Here is a 16,416-nt window from a genome sequence, read left to right on the forward strand (position 1 = left end):
AAAACGCGCCGCTCATTTTCGCGTGAAGGCCGAACGTCGCGGGGGATGATCAGACGCGGATGTCCAGCAGGGCCCCGGGGCGCGGGGGCTGGTCTTCCCGGGCTGTGCCGGCAGACGCCGGCGCCGCGGCGCGGACGACCGGCTCCGCCCCGCCTGTCTGGACGGCGTCCAGCGCGGCCTTGAAGAAGTCCGACCGCGCGGCGCGCGCCGGAGCCTGTGCGGGCTGCAGGGGTGTCGGGAAGGACGGCAGATTGGGTCGAATCGCGCTCATGCCGACAGGGTTAACGAAAACCGTCGGAAAGAGGTTAACGCGCCGGCGTGCGCGGCGTGGCGGTGGGCAGCGGCCGGGCCGGCGCCTGTATGGCCGCGACCAGACGCTCGATCTCGGCGGCGTCGAGCAGCGGACCGGACGATTTGGCGACGACCTTGCCCATGGCGTTGACGGCGAAGGTCTCGGGGGCGCCGCTGATGCCCAGGTCGAGGCCGGCGCGTCCGTCGCGGTCGACCAGCACCATGGCATAGGGGTCGCCCAGCTCGTCAAGGAAGGCGCGGGTGGCGACGGGGTCGTCCTTCCAGGCCACGCCGACTACGGCCACGCCGCGCGCCTTGAGGGCCATCAGGGCCGGATGTTCGGCGCGGCAGGGCGCGCACCAGCTGGCGAAAACATTGACCAGCATCGGCTTGCCGACGCCGGCGGTCTTCAGGTCCAGATGGCCGGGACCGGGCTGGTCGCCCGTCAGCAGGGGCAGGACGGTCTCGGGGATGGGCTGGCCGACGATGGCGTCGGGCTTGATCGACGGATCGCGCTTCAGCGACCAGCCGATGAACAGGGCCGCCAGCGCCACGAGGACGATCAGCGGGACGACGGACAGCCAGCGGCTCATTCCGGGTGCGCTACCGTGCTTCGCACTACTTGAGCGCGGTCCGGCTCGTCCTCGAGCCGCTTCAGCTCGGCCGACCAGCGGCGGGCCGCGATCAGGGCACGGGCGGCGAGCGCGGCGAGGACGATCGCGCTCAGGCCCCAGGCGGGCCAGACGAAGGCGGCGTAGCGGCCCATGTCGAGGTCGAGCATCATCAGGCCTCCAGCGCCCTGCGGGCGCGGATCGACACCACGCGGCGGCGCACGATCTCGGTCCGGATCGAGGTCAGCCAGATGGCCAGGAACAGCGCCCCGTAAGCCGCCATCATCAGCAGCAGGGGCGTCAGGAAGACGGCGGACATCGACGGCCCGTCGGCCCGCATCAGCGACGCCGGCTGGTGCAGGGTGTTCCACCAGTCGACCGAGAATTTGACGATCGGCAGGTTGATCAGCCCGACTAGGCCCAGCACGGCGGCAGCGCGCGCGGCCTTGGCCTCGTCATCGATCGAGGCCCTTAGCGCCATATAGCCGAGGTAGAACAGGAACAGGATCAGCACCGACATCAGCCGCGCGTCGCCCCACGCCCACCAGGCCCCCCACATCGGCTTGCCCCACAGGCTGCCGGTCACCAGCGCCAGGGCAGTGTAGGCGGCACCGGGCAGGGCGGCGGCGCGGGCGGCGGCGTCGGCCAGCGGATGGCGGAACACCAGGGCGAAGAAGCTGGAAACACCGAGCGCGCCATAGATCATCAGCCCGACCGAGGCCGCGGGCACATGCACGAACATGATCCGCACCGTGTCGCCCTGCTGATAGTCCTCGGGCGCGATGAAGCTGAACCAGGTCCCGACGGCCAGCAGCACGACGGCCACCCCCCACACCACCGGCGTCAGCGGGCGGGTGAAGCGCAGGAAGCGGTCGGGATTGGCGAGGCCGAACATCGTCGACGTCTTAGCGGCCCGGAACGGCGCGCGCCATATACGGACTTCACCGGGTGGCGCGAGGACGCAGGCAGTGTGCTAAGGCCACGCTTCCTCCCGACCCGAAAGACCCGGACATGACCGACGACGTGACCAAGGACTCCAACGGCAACATCCTGGCCGACGGCGACAGCGTGACCCTGATCAAGGACCTGAAGGTCAAGGGCTCGGGCGGGGTGACCCTGAAGCGCGGGACCCTCGTCAAGAACATCCGCCTGACCGGTGACACCGACGAGATCGAAGCCAATGTCGACAAGGTCCGCGGGCTGGTTCTGCGCGTGGAGTTCGTCAAGAAGGCCTGACCGGCGAGGCCGATCGCGCGAAGCGCAACGGGCTTCGAACGCGCAGGTTCATCACAACGGATACAACGAGGTCACGACGAACACTGCGGGATTTCGTCAGGCTCCGGTCCCGTCGTGCCCGCTGTGAGAGCGTTGTGTCCGTTGTGATGAACCTGCGCCGCCAAGGGGTTGAAGGGCGCTTCGCGCGGCCGGATTCACCCCTGCGCGTTGCGGACGGCCGCCGCCCCCGCAAACGGCGTGACCACGGCCGCGAACAGTACATAAGCGCCCAGGAAGGCCAGTGCCGGGGCCGGGTCGAGTCCGTTGACGGCCCGCTCCAGCGCCCCCGCCCCGAACACCACCGGCGGAATGAACAGCGGAAGGACGACCACCGCGATCAACAGGCCGCCGCGCTTTGAGCCCAGCGCCAGCGCCGCGCCGAGCGCGCCGGTCAGGGCGAAGCCGAGCGAACCGATCAGGGCGGACAGGCCGACCAGCCCGGCCAGCGACGTCGGCAGGCCCAGGGTGATCGCCGCAATCGGTGCGGTCAGGGCCAGCGGCACGCCGACCGCCAGCCACTGGGCCTTGGCCTTGGTCAGGACCACCAGTTCCAGCGGCACGGGGCCGAGGGCGATCAGGTCCAGCGCACCGTCTTCCAGATCGCGCTCGAACAGCCGCTCCAGCGACAGGATCGACGACAGGGCCAGGGCCAGCCAGGCGATGCCGCCCGCGATCGGCCTCAGGCCCGCCGGGTCGCCGCCGGCCGCCAGTGGAATGAGCACCGTCAGGCACAGGAAGAAGGCGCAGGCCAGCAGGGGCCCGCCGCCGCCGGACCAGGCCAGCGCCAGCTCGCGCCGGAAAAGGACCATCAGCGCCTTCATCGTCCGGCCCCGATGTCGAGCGCCCGCGCCGCGACGGGCAACGGATCATGGACCGCGGCGAGAATGGCGCCCCCCTTGTCCAGATGGGTCTGCATCAGCAGGCCGAGGGCGGCCCGCCACCGGGCGTCCAGCGGGGCGAAAGGCTCGTCCAGCAGCCACAACGGGCGCGGCGCGGCGACCAGCCGGGCGAAGGCCAGACGGCGGCGCTGACCGGCCGACAGCTTGCGCACTTCGAGATCGAGCAGGGGCTCCAGTGCCAGCACGTCTATGGCGGCCGCGATTCCGTCCGCCTCGGCCCCGGCCCAGCGGGCGTGGAAGTCCAGCTCCTCGCGCGCCCGGCGGCCGGTCTTGAGGCCGTCCAGATGACCCAGCCAGTGGATGTGGCTCGCCCGGGCCTGCGCCGGTTCGATGTCGGCGAAGGCGACCGTCCCGGCGTCCGGGCGGATGAAGCCGGCCAGGGTGCGCAACAGGGTGGTCTTGCCCGCGCCATTGGCCCCGGTCAGGGCCACGGCCTCGCCGGAGGCGATCTGGAAAGACAGGTCACGGAACAGGACGCGTTCGCCGCGGGAGACCGTGAGGGACGTGACGGAAATCATCCGCGCCCCCTCCAGTTGCGAACCCTTCTCAATGACCCTGCTTCCATCGTGGATACATGGACGCGACCCGCAACGCTCGTTATATCCGGCCCCGCCGCAGCAGGCGTTCGCCGCGCGCGTCGGGGACCTGTGTGCCCCGCCGTCGACCGCGCGTTCGTGCAACCGGATTGTCGGGCGGCGTGAACCAGAGGAAGCCTCTCCATGCCGTCAGTCGACAGCCTCAAGACCCGCCGGGACATCACGGTCGGGCGCAAGAAATACGCCTATTACAGCCTTCCGGCCGCTGAGGAAGCCGGCCTGACCGGGATTTCCCGCCTGCCGCGCTCGATGAAGGTGCTGCTGGAGAACCTGCTGCGCAACGAGGACGGTGTTTCCGTCAGCGAAGCCGACCTGAAAGCCGTCGCCGCCTGGATCGAGAACAAGGGCTCGGTCGAGCACGAGATCGCCTTCCGCCCGGCCCGCGTCCTGATGCAGGACTTCACCGGCGTTCCCGCCGTCGTCGACCTGGCCGCCATGCGCGACGCCATGTCGGCCCTCGGCGCCGACGCCTCGAAGATCAATCCGCTGAACCCCGTTGATCTGGTCATCGACCACTCGGTCATGGTCGACCATTTCGGCACACCCGGCGCCTTCAACCAGAACGTCGAGCGCGAATATGAGCGCAACATCGAGCGCTACAAATTCCTGCGCTGGGGCTCGTCGGCCTTCAACAATTTCCGCGTCGTGCCCCCCGGCACCGGCATCTGCCACCAGGTGAACCTGGAGAACCTGGCCCAGACCGTCTGGACCGTGGCAGAGGGCAAGGCGACCGTCGCCTATCCCGACACCGTGGTCGGCACCGACAGCCACACCACCATGATCAACGGCCTGGCCGTTCTGGGCTGGGGCGTCGGCGGCATCGAGGCCGAGGCGGCCATGCTGGGCCAGCCCATCCCCATGCTGATCCCGGAAGTCGTCGGCTTCCGCCTGACCGGCACCCTGCCGGAAGGCGCGACGGCCACCGACCTGGTCCTGACCGTCACCCAGATGCTGCGCAAGAAGGGCGTGGTCGGCAAGTTCGTCGAATTCTTCGGCCCCGGCGTCATCAGCCTGACCATCGAGGACCAGGCCACCATCGCCAACATGGCTCCGGAATACGGCGCCACCTGCGGCTTCTTCCCCGTCTCGGCGGCGACCATCGGCTATCTGACCGCCACCGGCCGCGACAAGGCGCGCGTCGCCCTCGTGGAAGCCTACGCCAAGGCGCAAGGCCTGTGGATCGACGAGACCTCGGAAGACCCGGTGTTCTCGGACATCCTCGAACTGGACATGTCTTCGGTCGTACCGTCGATCGCCGGTCCGAAACGCCCGCAGGACAAGGTCGAACTGACCGTGGCCGCCCCCGCCTTCGAAACCGCCCTGACCGAAGTCTTCAACCGCCCGGTCGACGCCCCGCGCGTCAAGGTCGAGGGTGAGAAGTTCGACCTCGGAGACGGCGACGTCGTCATCGCCGCCATCACCTCCTGCACCAACACCTCCAACCCGTCGGTCCTGATCGCCGCCGGCCTGGTGGCGCGCAAGGCGAAGAAGCTGGGCCTGTCGGTCAAGCCCTGGGTCAAGACCTCGCTGGCCCCCGGCTCGCAGGTGGTCACCGATTATCTGACCGCCGCCGGCCTGCAGGCCGATCTGGACGCCATGGGCTTCAACCTGGTCGGCTACGGCTGCACCACCTGCATCGGCAACTCGGGCCCGCTGTCGGACAGCATCTCCAAGGCTATCAACGACAACGGCCTCGTCGGCGCCTCGGTGCTGTCGGGCAACCGCAACTTCGAAGGCCGGGTGAACCCCGACGTCCAAGCCAACTACCTGGCCTCGCCGCCGCTGGTCGTCGCCTACGCTCTCGCCGGCTCGATGCGGATCGACATCTCCAAGGATCCGATCGGCCAGGACAAGAAGGGCAAGGACGTGTTCCTGAAGGACGTCTGGCCGACCTCGAAAGAGATCGCCGACATCCAGAAGAAATGCGTCACCCCGGCCATGTTCGCCAAACGCTATGCCGACGTCTTCAAGGGCGACAAGCACTGGCAGGGCATCAAGGTCGAGGGCGGCCAGACCTACGCCTGGGACGACAGCTCGACCTATGTCGCCAACCCTCCGTATTTCGAGGGCCTGTCGATGGAGCCGACGCCGGTCACCGACATCGTTGAGGCCCGCGTGCTGGCCATCTTCGGCGACTCGATCACCACCGACCACATCAGCCCGGCCGGTTCGATCAAGAAGACCTCGCCCGCCGGCGCCTGGCTGACCAACCGCGGCGTCGATGCGCTGGACTTCAACAGCTACGGCGCCCGCCGCGGCCACCACGAAGTCATGATGCGCGGCACCTTCGCCAACATCCGCATCCGCAACAAGATCACGCCTGACATCGAGGGCGGCGTCACGCGCCACTTCCCGTCGCAGGACACGATGTCGATCTACGACGCGGCCATGCGCTACCAGTCCGAGGGCCGGCCGCTGGTCGTGTTCGCGGGCAAGGAATACGGCACCGGCTCGTCGCGCGACTGGGCGGCCAAGGGCACCCGCCTGCTCGGCGTCCGCGCCGTTCTGGCCGAGAGCTATGAGCGCATCCACCGCTCCAACCTGGTCGGGATGGGCGTGGTGCCGCTGCAGTTCAAGGCCGAGGGCTGGACCCGTCTGGGCCTGACCGGCGAGGAGATCGTCACCATCCGCGGCCTGTCCGACGTCAACATCGGCAAGCTGCGTCCGCGTCAGGACCTGTGGGTCGAGCTGTTCCGTCCGTCGGACGGCAAGATGGCCCGCTTCCCGGTCCGCTGCCGCATCGATAACCAGACCGAGCTGGACTACTTCAAGGCCGGCGGCGTCATGCCCTACGTCCTGCGCAACCTGGCGCGCGGCGACGCCGAATAGGCTTCACGCCTCACGACACAACGAGGGCCGGCGGAGCGATCCGTCGGCCCTTTTTGTTTGGCGGAGTCTGGCGCTGGAAGCGGACGCTCCGGAGGGTCGGCTATGGGTGGGAAGCGGACGTTGACTTGCCGGGCTGAGCCCGTCGGAATGCAGCCCCAATCCAGTCCGGCATATCGTCCTGGACGGAAGAGAAACGGGGTCACGTCACAGGTCAGCTTGGATGGGTGCGACCTGTGCGGCGGGTTGACGCGTGCGCGTACGACCTGCATCCGCGACATGGCAACGGTCGTTCCTGACCACGCTCGCCAGCAGGCGATCGCAGTCAGGAAGCAACCCATGAAGCTCAACTCCCTCCTCGGCGCTGTCTCGGCCGTCGCCCTGCTCGTCGCCGCACCCGCCATGGCAAGCACAGCCGCCGAATCGTCCTCCGTCGCCCAGGCCCGGCAGACCATCGTCGAGGCCGTCGTCGCCTCGCCCTCCCACACGACCCTGGTCGCCGCGGCCCAGGCCGCGGGCCTTGGCGATACCCTGTCCAGCGCGGGCCCGTTTACGGTCTTTGCACCCACAGACGCCGCCTTCGCCGCCCTGCCGTCCGGCACGGTCCAGACACTGGTCCAGCCGGCCAACCGCGCCATCCTGACCAGGATCCTGACGTATCATGTCGTTGCCGGTCGTGTTGCCGCAGCCGACGTGATTGCCCTGATCCAGGCGGGTGGCGGATCGGCCGCCATCACCACCGTCTCGGGCGATACCCTGACCGCGTCGCTGCGCGATGGCTCGGTGATCCTGACCGACGAGAATGGCGGCGTCGCCACCGTGATCCAGGCCGACTTGTTCCAGTCGAACGGCGTGATCCACGTCACTGACGCGGTTTCCCTGCCGAACTGACGATGACGTGCGGAGGTGTTCACGGATGCCTCCGCACAGTTCTTCGCGCTGAAGATCTGATCAACCAGGACAATCCGGTGATAGGACTTTGATCGGCTAACCCTGATGATGGGAGCAGATCAACCAAGGGCCGAACTCTGGCACCGCCCGGAGGGAATTCTCGCGGGCAGGTCACAGATGGTGCTACGCTCGGTCTAGGCCACAAGGCCTATGCGGCCTGCGGAATCCGCTGCTGATGCTCGGAGTCTGCAGCGACTGGCTGCTGCGGCTCGCCCGAGGACGGGCGTTGCCCCTGTCCTGATCCAACCGTTACCGGGAGCACTCATGTCCACAAACTGCAAACCGGGCTCATCTCTACTGATTTCAGGCCTGACCGGAGGTCGACGCGCGTGATTGCATCCCAGAAATTTGGTCTTCCGGTCATAGCCGGTGCGCTCGGACTGGCAGGACTACTGCCGCAGGTTCTGGTCGTGGCTGCATTAGTGTTTGGTGGCCCTGAAGTGCGTTTTACGGCGCTCAGCCTCGGCTACGCCTATGCGGCCCTGATCGTCAGCTTTCTGGGCGGCGCATGGTGGGGCCTGGCCGCCATCGGTGGCTCAAGGACGCCCCGTTGGGCCTGGATCGCTGCTGTGCTCCCGTCGCTGCTTGCTCTGGCGACAGCTTGGCCTTGGGCGACCGGTGGGAACTGGCCGTGGCCGTCTCTACTCGTCCTTGGCGTGTTCCTCGGATTGAGTCCGCTGGTCGACCGGAGACTGAAGGCGGCCGGGTTGACGCCAGCCGGTTGGATGGCGCTGCGAATCCCCCTCTCCCTTGGACTGGGTGTTTTGACGATCCTGGCGGGACTGGTTTAGCCCGGGATAAACCCGATTTGCCATGAAGAGCCTGATCCGGCGAGGTGAACTGCACCCGGTTTCGTCGACACCAGGAAAAGGTGTTTTTGGCTCTGACCGGGGTGAAAAGCGGACGTCCCTGACCGCCGCTTCGGGTCGGGAGCGGACTGCCAGCGGAGGGTGGTGAGCGGACATTTGACCCTGCCGCTCTCCCTCAGGGAAAGGCCCGTTCTGCCGACCTCGTGTGCTCGACCCCGATCAGAGCCGGGAAACGCCGCAGGTTCGCCCGCCTCAGCTTTCCGGCCGGCGCACGGCTCAGGAGCTTGGACCATTCGCCGCAGACGCCGGACCATGGCAGGCGTCGCCCCGAACGTGCATTATCCGGCCTGAACCGGCCTTCGAGCGCCGCCCCTCTCCCACGAACGGATGCATGATGACACCGATCAGAAACCTGGCCCTTGTCTCCGCCGTGCTGGCGACGCTCGCGGCATGCTCCGCCCCGGAGCCGACACCCCCCGCGGCCGAGGTCGTCGACGCGGCCAACGGCACCGTGCGGGTGCGCGGCACCGTCCAGTCCGTGACGGACGGTTCGATGACGGTTCAGACCTGGGACGGCCGGACGGTCGCCGTGCCGGTGGCGGCGACCACGCGGTTTGTCTGGGTCGTGGCGTCCAGCCTTTCGACCCTCAAGGACGGCGATTTCGTCGGGACCGCGACCGAGGGTCCGAAGACGGCGCTTCGATCGCTGGAGCTGGTGATCTTCCCTGAATCGATGCGCGGTGCCGGCGAGGGTCACTATGAGTGGGACGTACCGGGCGTTGTCGCCTCCCGTGGTGGCGGCTCGGTCGTGTCGAGCGCGATGACCAACGGCACGGTCGCGAGCCAGAGCGCGATGACCAACGGCACGGTCGCGGGCAATGAAGCCTCGGCCGGCGGCCGTATGCTGACCATCTCCTATGCGGGCGGCTCAGCCAATGTCACGATTCCCGAGGGCACGCCGGTCGTGCGTTTCGAGCCGACCGAACGGGCTTCCCTGGCGGTCGGTCAGAAGGTCTACGCCGTGATCCCGCAGGGCACGACGGCGGCCGGGTTCCTGGCCATGGGCAAGGACGGCGTGACCCCGCCGATGTAGCCGGCAGGGGGATCCCGCTCAGCCCTCCGTCGCATTGTGCAGCCCGCGGTCGCGCGGATTGCGCCCGAAGGCCTGCTCGCAGACGGCGCGGCCGAACTCTTCGGAGACCATCATCTGGCGGTCGCCCAGCAGGGCGCCGAGCCGGCCCTGGGCGCTGGTCGCCACCGAGACGGGGAAGCGACCCACCACCCGGTTGTCGTCCGCCGGATCGACGAACTCGACGGTGCCGGACAGCGTATGGCTACCCTCGCCGGTCAGCAGGGTTTCCAGACGGCCGGCGCGCTGCATCTCGTCGATATGGACGCGGATGTTGATCGGTGCGGTGCCCCACATGCAGCGGCGCAGCTCCTCATGGACCTCGGTCGAGAAGGTCAGGGCGAAGTCTTCCTCCGCGTCCAGCCAGCCGGTCGACAGGGTGACCGAACCGGCCTGGGCGGTTTCCTGCAGGCCGATCGGCAGGGCCATGGGCGGGCCGCCCTCGATGACGGGCGCGCAGGCTGCGACGGACAGCAGGGCGGCGGCGACGGCGGCGGTGATGGCGGTTTTCATTTCGGGCTCCCCGTTTTTTTCGCGGCAAGCTTAAGCGTGGCGGGCGGTGAACGCCGGATGAACCGCATTCCTCCGGAGATTAAATCGCCGTAAGGCGCGCCGGTCCAGCGCCGAACACCTCAACCCCGATCCCGCCGTCGGTCGTCAGCCAGGCCCGCTTCATGCCCTGGCTGTTGAACGGCGCGGTGATGTTGCCGTCACGGTCCAGCGCGATCAGGCCGCCGTCGCCGCCCATGCCGCCGATCTCCTCGATCACGGCCCGCCCCGCCTCGGCCAAGGTCTGACCCGCCCCGACGCGCCAGCTGACCTGGGCGCAGGCCGCCACGCGGATGAAATACTCGCCCTGGCCGGTGCCCGATACGGCCACGCGGCCGTCGGCCCAGCTGCCGGCACCGGGGATGGGGGTGTCGCCGACGCGACCCGGCATCTTGCCAAACACGCCCGCCGTCGAGGTCGCCGCCGCCAGCCGGCCGTCGCGGTCCAGCACGCAGCAGCCGACCGTGCCGTGGGCCAGGGTCCCCGGTGGGTGATTGTCCTCGCCCTGACCGGCCCGGGTGAACCAGGCCTCCTCGTCGGCAATGGGTTCGAGCCCCTGGTCAAGGGCGAACAGGGCCGCGCCCTCGCCCGCCAGCATAACGTGGGGCGTCCGGTCCATCACCGCACGCGCGGCCACGACCGGATTGCGGAAGCCCTGCAGGGCGGCGACGGCCCCGGCCTTGCGCGTCGCGCCGTCCATCAGACTGGCGTCCAGCTCATAGGCACCCGCCAGATTGGGTGAGGCGCCGCGTCCGGCGACATAGAGGCCGGAATCCTCCAGCAGGACCGTCGCCTCGACCGCCACATCCAGCGCTGAGGCACCTGCGTCCAGCCGCGCCTTCATGGCCGCCACGACCTCGCCCATATGGGCGATCTCGCGCGTGTAGTCGCGTTCGCGCCGGGCGCCGGCGCCGCCGTGGAGGATGAGGGCGGGTCTGCCGGTCATCAGGGCCTCTTTTAACTCGGGTCGTGGGTCGCTAGCGTCGGACGAAGACGGCAGCGCTTTCGCCCGTCATGCGCGCCAAGGGATGATCCGTGCAAGCTTCAGGGCCGTTTGTGGTATCGAATTCCGCCCGGATCGGGATCGATCCGGCGCTGAAACCGGCGTCCATGAGCGCCGCCTTCAAACAGTTCGGCCGCATCCACATCCCCGGCTTCCTGAAGCCCGCCTCGGCGGAGATGCTGCATCGGGCGCTGGCGACGGAGACGCAGTGGATCTGCTCGACCATGGGCGGCGGCCAGACGATCGACATCCCCGTTGAACAGCTGGAGGCGTTTCCGCCCGACAAGGCCATGCGTTTCATGCAGCTGGCCCACGCCGAGGCGCGCGACGGCTTCCACTATATGTTCGACAGCGTCCGCATCAGCGACCTGGCGGAGCAGCGGCAGCCCCTGGCCGTCGAACTGGCCGCCGCCTACGGCTTCCTCAACAGCCCGGACTTCCTCGACTTCGTCCGCGCCCTGACCGGCGACCCGCGCCCCAACTATGTCGACGCCCAGGCGACCCGCTATGAGCGCGGCCACTATCTGACGCAGCATGACGATTCCGCCGCCGAAAAGGGCCGGCTCTATGCCTTCGTCATGAACCTGACCCCGCACTGGCGGACGGACTGGGGCGGCCTGTTGAACTTCATCGACGCCGACGGCCACGTGGCCGAGGCCTACAGTCCGGCCTGGAACGCCCTCAACCTGTTCCGTGTGCCCCAGCCCCACGCCGTCTCCTGCGTGGCCCCCTTCGCCGGGGCTCCCCGTCTGTCCATCACCGGCTGGGTGCGCCAGGTCGACCCCAGCCTCCTCCCTTCAAGAAAGACTCCCTGATGCGCGCTGTCCTGTCCAAGGCCCCCGGCGGTCCTGAAACCCTCGTCGTCGAGGAGGTGCTGGACCCCCGGCCGATGAAGGGCGAGGTGGTGATTGAGGTGAGGGCGGTGGGCGTCAACTTCCCCGACACCCTGATCATTGAGGACCGATACCAGTTCAAGCCGACACGGCCTTTCTCGCCGGGTGGCGAGGTCGCGGGCGTGGTGGAGGCCATCGGCGAGGGCGTGACCAATGTCCGCAAGGGCGACCGGGTCATCGCCGTGCCCGGCTGGGGCGGCATGGTCGAACGGCTGGCGGTGCCCGCCGCCTCGGTGATGAAGATCCCCGACGCCATGGATTTCAACACGGCCGCGGCCCTGGTGATGACCTATGGCACCTCCTATTACGCCCTCAAGGACCGGGCGCAGCTGAAGGCGGGCGAGCGGCTTCTGGTGCTCGGCGCAGCCGGCGGCGTCGGTATCGCTGCGGTCGAACTGGGCAAGGCCATGGGGGCCCAGGTCACCGCCGCCGCCTCGACCAACGACAAGGTCCAGTTCGCGCTGGAGGCGGGCGCAGACAACGGCCTGATCTATCCCTCGGGCAAGATGGACAAGGCGGCCCAGAAGGAGCTGTCGGGCGAGCTGAAACTGGCCTCGGGCCGCGACGGTCCGGACGTGGTCTATGACGCCGTCGGCGGCGACTATTGCGAGCCGGCCATCCGAGCCATGGACTGGAACGGCCGCTATCTGGTCGTCGGCTTCCCGGCCGGCATCCCCTCCCTGCCGCTGAACCTGACCCTGCTGAAGTCGGTGTCGGTGATCGGGGTGTTCTGGGGCGCGGCGGTGATGCGCGATCCTGCCGCCCACGCCGCCAACATGGGCGACCTCCTGAAGATGTGGAGCGAGGGCAAGATCCGTCCGCGCGTCAGCCAGACCTTCCCGCTGGAACGCGCCCATGAGGCGATCAAGGCGCTGGGCGACCGGTCGGTGATGGGCAAGGTCGTGGTCACGGTCGATTCGTGACCCTGCGCCTGTCGCCCGCGCTGGACATCGCGGCGCTGCGCGCGGCGTTTGCGGAGCGGCGGCGGCTGCATATTCCGGGTGTCCTTGATCCTGACAGCGCCGGGGCGCTGGTCGCGGCCATGGAAGCCTTTGACGACTGGAAGGTCAGCGTCTCGGCGGGGGGCGAGTTCTTCGAACTTCCCCTCAAGGGCCGTGTCGCCGCCGAGCCGGGCAAACAGGGCTGGATCGACGGGGCCCGTGTCGACGGGGCCGAGCCCCGCATGCAGTACATCTTCGACACCCGCCGGCTGGATATGGACCCGGAGGACGCGCCGCGGGACGCCGTCAGCGAGGTGCTCGCCTTCCTCAACGGGCCGGACGTCCTCGCCTTCGTCCAGGGCGTGACCGGGGACGCCCGCATCGACTTCGCCGACGCCCAGGCCACCCGCTACCGGCCCGGCCATGTCCTGACCGGCCATGACGACGCCGCCGATGGCAAGAACCGGCTCTACGCCTATGTGCTGAACCTGACTCGCGACTGGCGCGCCGACTGGGGCGGGGTGCTGGCCTTCGAGGGGGCGGGCGGCCACATCGAGGAAGGCTTCGCGCCGGCCTTCAACGCCCTCAACATCTTCGCCGTGCCGATGCGGCATGCGGTGACCCAGGTGGCCAGCTTCGCCCCGCGCGACCGGTTATCGATCACCGGCTGGCTGCGCTCACATCAGACGGTCTAGGCGTCGCGCAGCCGCTCCAGCGCCGCGTCGGCCTGATCCTTGTGGCGGCGCTTGATGTTGGCCCCCAGGGTGGCGACCAGGGCCGCGATCACCGCCGCATCGTCCGTGAAGCCGATGCCGGCGAAAATGTCCGGAATGGCGTCGATGGGCAGGACGAAATAGGCCAGCGCGCCCAGCATGATCCCCTTGGCCGCCGTCGGGGTCTCCGGATCCCGGGCGGCATACCAGACGCTGACCACCTGCCGGGCAAACGGGATGCGGGCCGCGGTGCGCCGAATCTTGGGCCAGAATCCCTTCTGCACCCGCACCTCGTTGACCTGCTGGATCGCGGGGACGAGGGCGCGGGACGGGTCCAGCGCGTCTTCGGGCGTCATGGGTTTGGCATTCGTGGTCATGGCGGCTAAATCCCCGCGACTGATCTCAGGTTCAATCTCAACATAGGGGCTCCGGCCATGAAACTCGACGGGTCGATTGCGGCGGTGGTGACGGGCGGAGCCTCGGGCCTCGGCGAGGGGACGGCGCGGGCCATCGCGGCCACTGGCGCCAGGGTCGCCCTGTTCGATCTCAATGAAGAGCGCGGCGAGGCCATCGCGGCCGAAATCGGCGGCGTTTTCTGCAAGGTCGACGTCACCGACGACGCATCTGTCGCCGCCGCCTTCGCCAGGGCTCGCGCCGCGCACGGCCAGGAGCGTCTGACGGTCAACTGCGCCGGCATCGCCACGGGCCAGAAGACGGTCAGCCGCAAGAAGGACACCGGCGAGATCCGCGCCCATGACATGGCCGGCTTCGAACGCACCGTGCGGGTCAATCTGTTCGGCACCTTCCGCGTCCTCAGCCAGTCGGCGGCCGGCATGGTCACGCTGGAGCCCATGGCCGACGGCGAGCGGGGCCTGATCGTCAACACCGCCTCGGTGGCGGCCCAGGACGGCCAGATCGGCCAGGCGGCCTATTCGGCCTCCAAGGGCGGCGTCTATGCCATGACCCTGCCGGTCGCCCGCGACCTCGCCCAGGAAGGCATCCGCTGCAACACCATCCTGCCGGGGATCATGTGGACGCCGATGATGGCCGGCATGGACCAGAAGATCCAGGACGCCCTCGCCGCCGCCATCCCCTTCCCGAGCCGCCTCGGCACGCCCGCCGACTACGCCTCGCTGGTGCTGGAACTGGCCCGCAACGTCTACATCAACGGCGAATGCATCCGGCTTGATGGAGCCATTCGGCTCGCCCCGCGCTGACGCGCGGGCAGGGCGCTAACGCTCGGCTCGCGGAGCCTCGCTGCTTGAGCGCAAGGAAATGTGCGCAGGGGACTTGCGAGGGACCGGGCCGCTCGGTATACGCCCGCCTCCGACTGAAGTGCGGGCGTAGCTCAGTGGTAGAGCACAACCTTGCCAAGGTTGGGGTCGAGAGTTCGAATCTCTTCGCCCGCTCCAGTTGGAACCTGAAAAGCTCGGCTTCGGCCGGGCTTTTTGCTTTTTGGCGCCACGGGCCGCCTGAGTTTGCCAAGGTTGGGGTCGAGAGTTCGAATCTCTTCGCCCGCTCCAGTTGGAACACGAAAAAGCCCGGCCTCGGCCGGGCTTTTTTGCATTCTGGAGCCCTGGGCGCAGATCGGTGATGGACCTGCCGCGTCCGCAGCCGCGTCCGCCCGGGCTACAGCCCGAGCGCAGTCCGGATGTCGCGCCAGTCGATGTATTTGAAATTCTGCGTCCCGGCGTCGTTGATGTCGTCCTGGACGACCACCAGTCCTTCCGGGAAGGCGTCGCCGACCGGACCGCCCCGGGCGGCCAGGCCGTCTGTTCCGGTGACGCGATCGACGGTGCCGTCCTGGACCACGAACCGGCCCGCATAGACCGGAGCGGCACCATCGATGCGCCAGACGGGGAAGGTCGAATCGCCCTGGCTCGAACCGATCAGATACCGGGCGGCGCCGTCCTCAAGGATGGTCAGCCCCTCGGCGTCCGCGACGAGGACGCCCGGCGCGATCGGCTGGACCAGGGTCCGCCCCGCGCCGGCCGCCGGATCGAGGCCGTAGCGCCAGAGGCCGACGTTCTCTTCGGCGATATAGAGGGCATCGGTGGCCTCGTCGGCGGCGCAGCCTTCCGAAATCGTCCCGACGTCAAAGCGGCGCACCTCGCGGGCCGACGGCGCGCCCGTGGCCTCGGCCGTCAGGACGAACTGGCGCACCTCGCCCTCGTGTCCGACCAGCACGGCGTGGATCTCGGTGCCGCGGCGGGCGAAGCAGAAGCCGTAGGGCTCGACCACGTCGGTGGTGACGGCACCCCAGGGGCGCACGCCCGTCGCGTCGGCGGGGTCGAACAGATACAGGGCGACACCGGTCTTGCCCGGTGTGCGGTCGCTGGCACCGAGCACCACCTGCGGCCGGCCGCCCACGGTCAGGCCTTCGGTCAGATCGACATTGTTCAGCAGGCCTTCAGGCAGGAACTGCAGGACGGCTCCGTCCAGGCCGTAGATGTACAGGCCGGCCTTCTTGTCCGTTCCGGCGACGAAGCCGCGCGTGGACACGCCGCCGATCATGACGGGCGCGTCGCCGGCCCAGATCGCCGGATCGTCGGCGGCGTCCTGTCCGGCCGTCCCGACCGAGGGCGTCTCAAGCCGGGCCGTGACGCCCGCGCCCTGGCCGACGAAACCCTCCCCCTCGCCCTGGAAATCGACCTCCGGGGTCGCGCAGGCGGTCAGGAGCAGAGCCGACGCGGCAAGCGTGGTCAGGGTGCGGACAAACATGGAGCGCGCCTGTGATGGATCGGGATCGTCGCGCCAGAACACGGGGCCCCGGACCCGTCAACGCAAGGGTCGGTGACAGAACAGCGTCATCCCGATGAAAGTCTCTCCGGCATCGGAACAAGCGTCACCTTGGCGTTCGAAAAACGCCAAACCGGCTTCGCCAAATCGTCGTGTCCGCGTCGCTCCGACCGCCTAGCTGGGCCGTCAGA

The 16,416-nt window shown here is 68.6% G+C and carries 19 protein-coding genes and 1 tRNA gene; 10 read left to right on the forward strand and 10 right to left on the reverse strand.

The genetic code is table 11. The features are described from left to right. Positions 1 to 49: 49 nt before the first annotated feature. From KB221_01920 to ccmC, 4 genes are read right to left on the reverse strand one after another with little or no spacing between them, the layout of a single operon-like run. Positions 50 to 271: a hypothetical protein gene (locus tag KB221_01920; GenBank protein WIY69792.1), complete on the reverse strand. Its 222-nt coding sequence runs from the start codon at positions 269 to 271 to the stop codon at positions 50 to 52. Between the two features lie 34 nt (positions 272 to 305). After that, the gene (locus KB221_01925) at positions 306 to 884 is read right to left on the reverse strand and encodes a DsbE family thiol:disulfide interchange protein (GenBank protein WIY69793.1); all 579 of its coding nucleotides are present in this window, start codon (positions 882 to 884) and stop codon (positions 306 to 308) included. Continuing rightward, positions 881 to 1,075: a heme exporter protein CcmD gene (ccmD, locus tag KB221_01930; GenBank protein WIY69794.1), complete on the reverse strand. Its 195-nt coding sequence runs from the start codon at positions 1,073 to 1,075 to the stop codon at positions 881 to 883. The genes KB221_01925 and ccmD overlap by 4 nt, the downstream gene beginning before the upstream one ends. Further along, positions 1,075 to 1,797, reverse strand: coding sequence for a heme ABC transporter permease CcmC (gene ccmC, locus KB221_01935; GenBank protein WIY69795.1), 723 nt, complete (start codon positions 1,795 to 1,797; stop codon positions 1,075 to 1,077). Before ccmC ends, ccmD begins: the two co-directional genes overlap by 1 nt. Positions 1,798 to 1,913: 116 nt before the next feature. Here ccmC and KB221_01940 point away from each other — a divergent pair, with 116 nt between their 5' ends. Then, positions 1,914 to 2,138 (forward strand): alkylphosphonate utilization protein, encoded by a 225-nt coding sequence (locus KB221_01940; protein WIY69796.1) that lies wholly within the window; start codon positions 1,914 to 1,916, stop codon positions 2,136 to 2,138. A 194-nt stretch (positions 2,139 to 2,332) separates the two neighbouring features. Here the strand turns inward: KB221_01940 and ccmB are convergent, their stop codons facing one another. Both ccmB and ccmA read right to left on the reverse strand, forming a co-directional pair. Beyond that, a complete protein-coding gene (gene ccmB, locus KB221_01945) occupies positions 2,333 to 2,998 on the reverse strand; it encodes a heme exporter protein CcmB (protein WIY69797.1) in 666 nt (221 codons plus the stop codon). After that, positions 2,995 to 3,594 (reverse strand): heme ABC exporter ATP-binding protein CcmA, encoded by a 600-nt coding sequence (gene ccmA, locus KB221_01950; GenBank protein ID WIY69798.1) that lies wholly within the window; start codon positions 3,592 to 3,594, stop codon positions 2,995 to 2,997. The genes ccmB and ccmA overlap by 4 nt, the downstream gene beginning before the upstream one ends. Before the next feature lie 201 nt (positions 3,595 to 3,795). On the opposite strand from ccmA, the gene acnA reads away from it, so the two are divergent. The 4 genes from acnA (at position 3,796) to KB221_01970 (ending at position 9,351) form a co-directional block, all read left to right on the forward strand. Further along, the gene (gene acnA / locus KB221_01955) at positions 3,796 to 6,501 is read left to right on the forward strand and encodes an aconitate hydratase AcnA (protein WIY69799.1); all 2,706 of its coding nucleotides are present in this window, start codon (positions 3,796 to 3,798) and stop codon (positions 6,499 to 6,501) included. Between the two features lie 336 nt (positions 6,502 to 6,837). Next, positions 6,838 to 7,389, forward strand: coding sequence for a fasciclin domain-containing protein (locus KB221_01960; protein WIY69800.1), 552 nt, complete (start codon positions 6,838 to 6,840; stop codon positions 7,387 to 7,389). 389 nt (positions 7,390 to 7,778) lie between these two features. After that, the gene (locus KB221_01965) at positions 7,779 to 8,240 is read left to right on the forward strand and encodes a DUF3429 domain-containing protein (protein WIY69801.1); all 462 of its coding nucleotides are present in this window, start codon (positions 7,779 to 7,781) and stop codon (positions 8,238 to 8,240) included. Positions 8,241 to 8,652: 412 nt separating this feature from the next. Then, positions 8,653 to 9,351, forward strand: a complete 699-nt coding sequence (locus KB221_01970) for a hypothetical protein (protein WIY69802.1) — start codon at positions 8,653 to 8,655, stop codon at positions 9,349 to 9,351. A gap of 18 nt (positions 9,352 to 9,369) precedes the next feature. Here the strand turns inward: KB221_01970 and KB221_01975 are convergent, their stop codons facing one another. Both KB221_01975 and KB221_01980 read right to left on the reverse strand, forming a co-directional pair. Continuing rightward, positions 9,370 to 9,900: a hypothetical protein gene (locus tag KB221_01975; GenBank protein ID WIY69803.1), complete on the reverse strand. Its 531-nt coding sequence runs from the start codon at positions 9,898 to 9,900 to the stop codon at positions 9,370 to 9,372. A gap of 79 nt (positions 9,901 to 9,979) precedes the next feature. Then, positions 9,980 to 10,882 (reverse strand): isoaspartyl peptidase/L-asparaginase, encoded by a 903-nt coding sequence (locus KB221_01980; protein ID WIY69804.1) that lies wholly within the window; start codon positions 10,880 to 10,882, stop codon positions 9,980 to 9,982. A gap of 164 nt (positions 10,883 to 11,046) precedes the next feature. Between KB221_01980 and KB221_01985 the strand changes: the two genes are divergently transcribed. From KB221_01985 to KB221_01995, 3 genes are read left to right on the forward strand one after another with little or no spacing between them, the layout of a single operon-like run. Next, positions 11,047 to 11,754, forward strand: coding sequence for a 2OG-Fe(II) oxygenase family protein (locus KB221_01985; protein WIY69805.1), 708 nt, complete (start codon positions 11,047 to 11,049; stop codon positions 11,752 to 11,754). Next, the gene (locus tag KB221_01990; protein WIY69806.1) at positions 11,754 to 12,755 is read left to right on the forward strand and encodes an NADPH:quinone oxidoreductase family protein; all 1,002 of its coding nucleotides are present in this window, start codon (positions 11,754 to 11,756) and stop codon (positions 12,753 to 12,755) included. The genes KB221_01985 and KB221_01990 overlap by 1 nt, the downstream gene beginning before the upstream one ends. Continuing rightward, positions 12,752 to 13,468 carry a 2OG-Fe(II) oxygenase family protein gene (locus tag KB221_01995; GenBank protein WIY69807.1) on the forward strand — a complete coding sequence of 239 codons (717 nt, stop codon included), beginning with the start codon at positions 12,752 to 12,754 and terminating at the stop codon, positions 13,466 to 13,468. Before KB221_01990 ends, KB221_01995 begins: the two co-directional genes overlap by 4 nt. Here the strand turns inward: KB221_01995 and KB221_02000 are convergent. Continuing rightward, on the reverse strand, positions 13,465 to 13,863 hold the full coding sequence (locus KB221_02000; protein WIY69808.1) for a YkvA family protein: 399 nt from the start codon (positions 13,861 to 13,863) through the stop codon (positions 13,465 to 13,467). The two genes, KB221_01995 and KB221_02000, sit on opposite strands and share 4 nt — an antisense overlap. Positions 13,864 to 13,920: 57 nt before the next feature. On the opposite strand from KB221_02000, the gene KB221_02005 reads away from it, so the two are divergent. Both KB221_02005 and KB221_02010 read left to right on the forward strand, forming a co-directional pair. After that, positions 13,921 to 14,703, forward strand: coding sequence for an SDR family oxidoreductase (locus tag KB221_02005; GenBank protein ID WIY69809.1), 783 nt, complete (start codon positions 13,921 to 13,923; stop codon positions 14,701 to 14,703). A 120-nt stretch (positions 14,704 to 14,823) separates the two neighbouring features. Beyond that, a tRNA-Gly gene (locus KB221_02010) sits at positions 14,824 to 14,898 on the forward strand. A 217-nt stretch (positions 14,899 to 15,115) separates the two neighbouring features. Here the strand turns inward: KB221_02010 and KB221_02015 are convergent. Continuing rightward, complete coding sequence (locus KB221_02015; GenBank protein WIY69810.1) at positions 15,116 to 16,207, reverse strand: phytase; 1,092 nt, start codon at positions 16,205 to 16,207, stop codon at positions 15,116 to 15,118. Between the last annotated feature and the right edge of the window lie 209 nt (positions 16,208 to 16,416).

The organism is Aquidulcibacter paucihalophilus (genome assembly GCA_030285985.1).
Taxonomy (GTDB): Bacteria; Pseudomonadota; Alphaproteobacteria; order Caulobacterales; family Caulobacteraceae; genus Brevundimonas.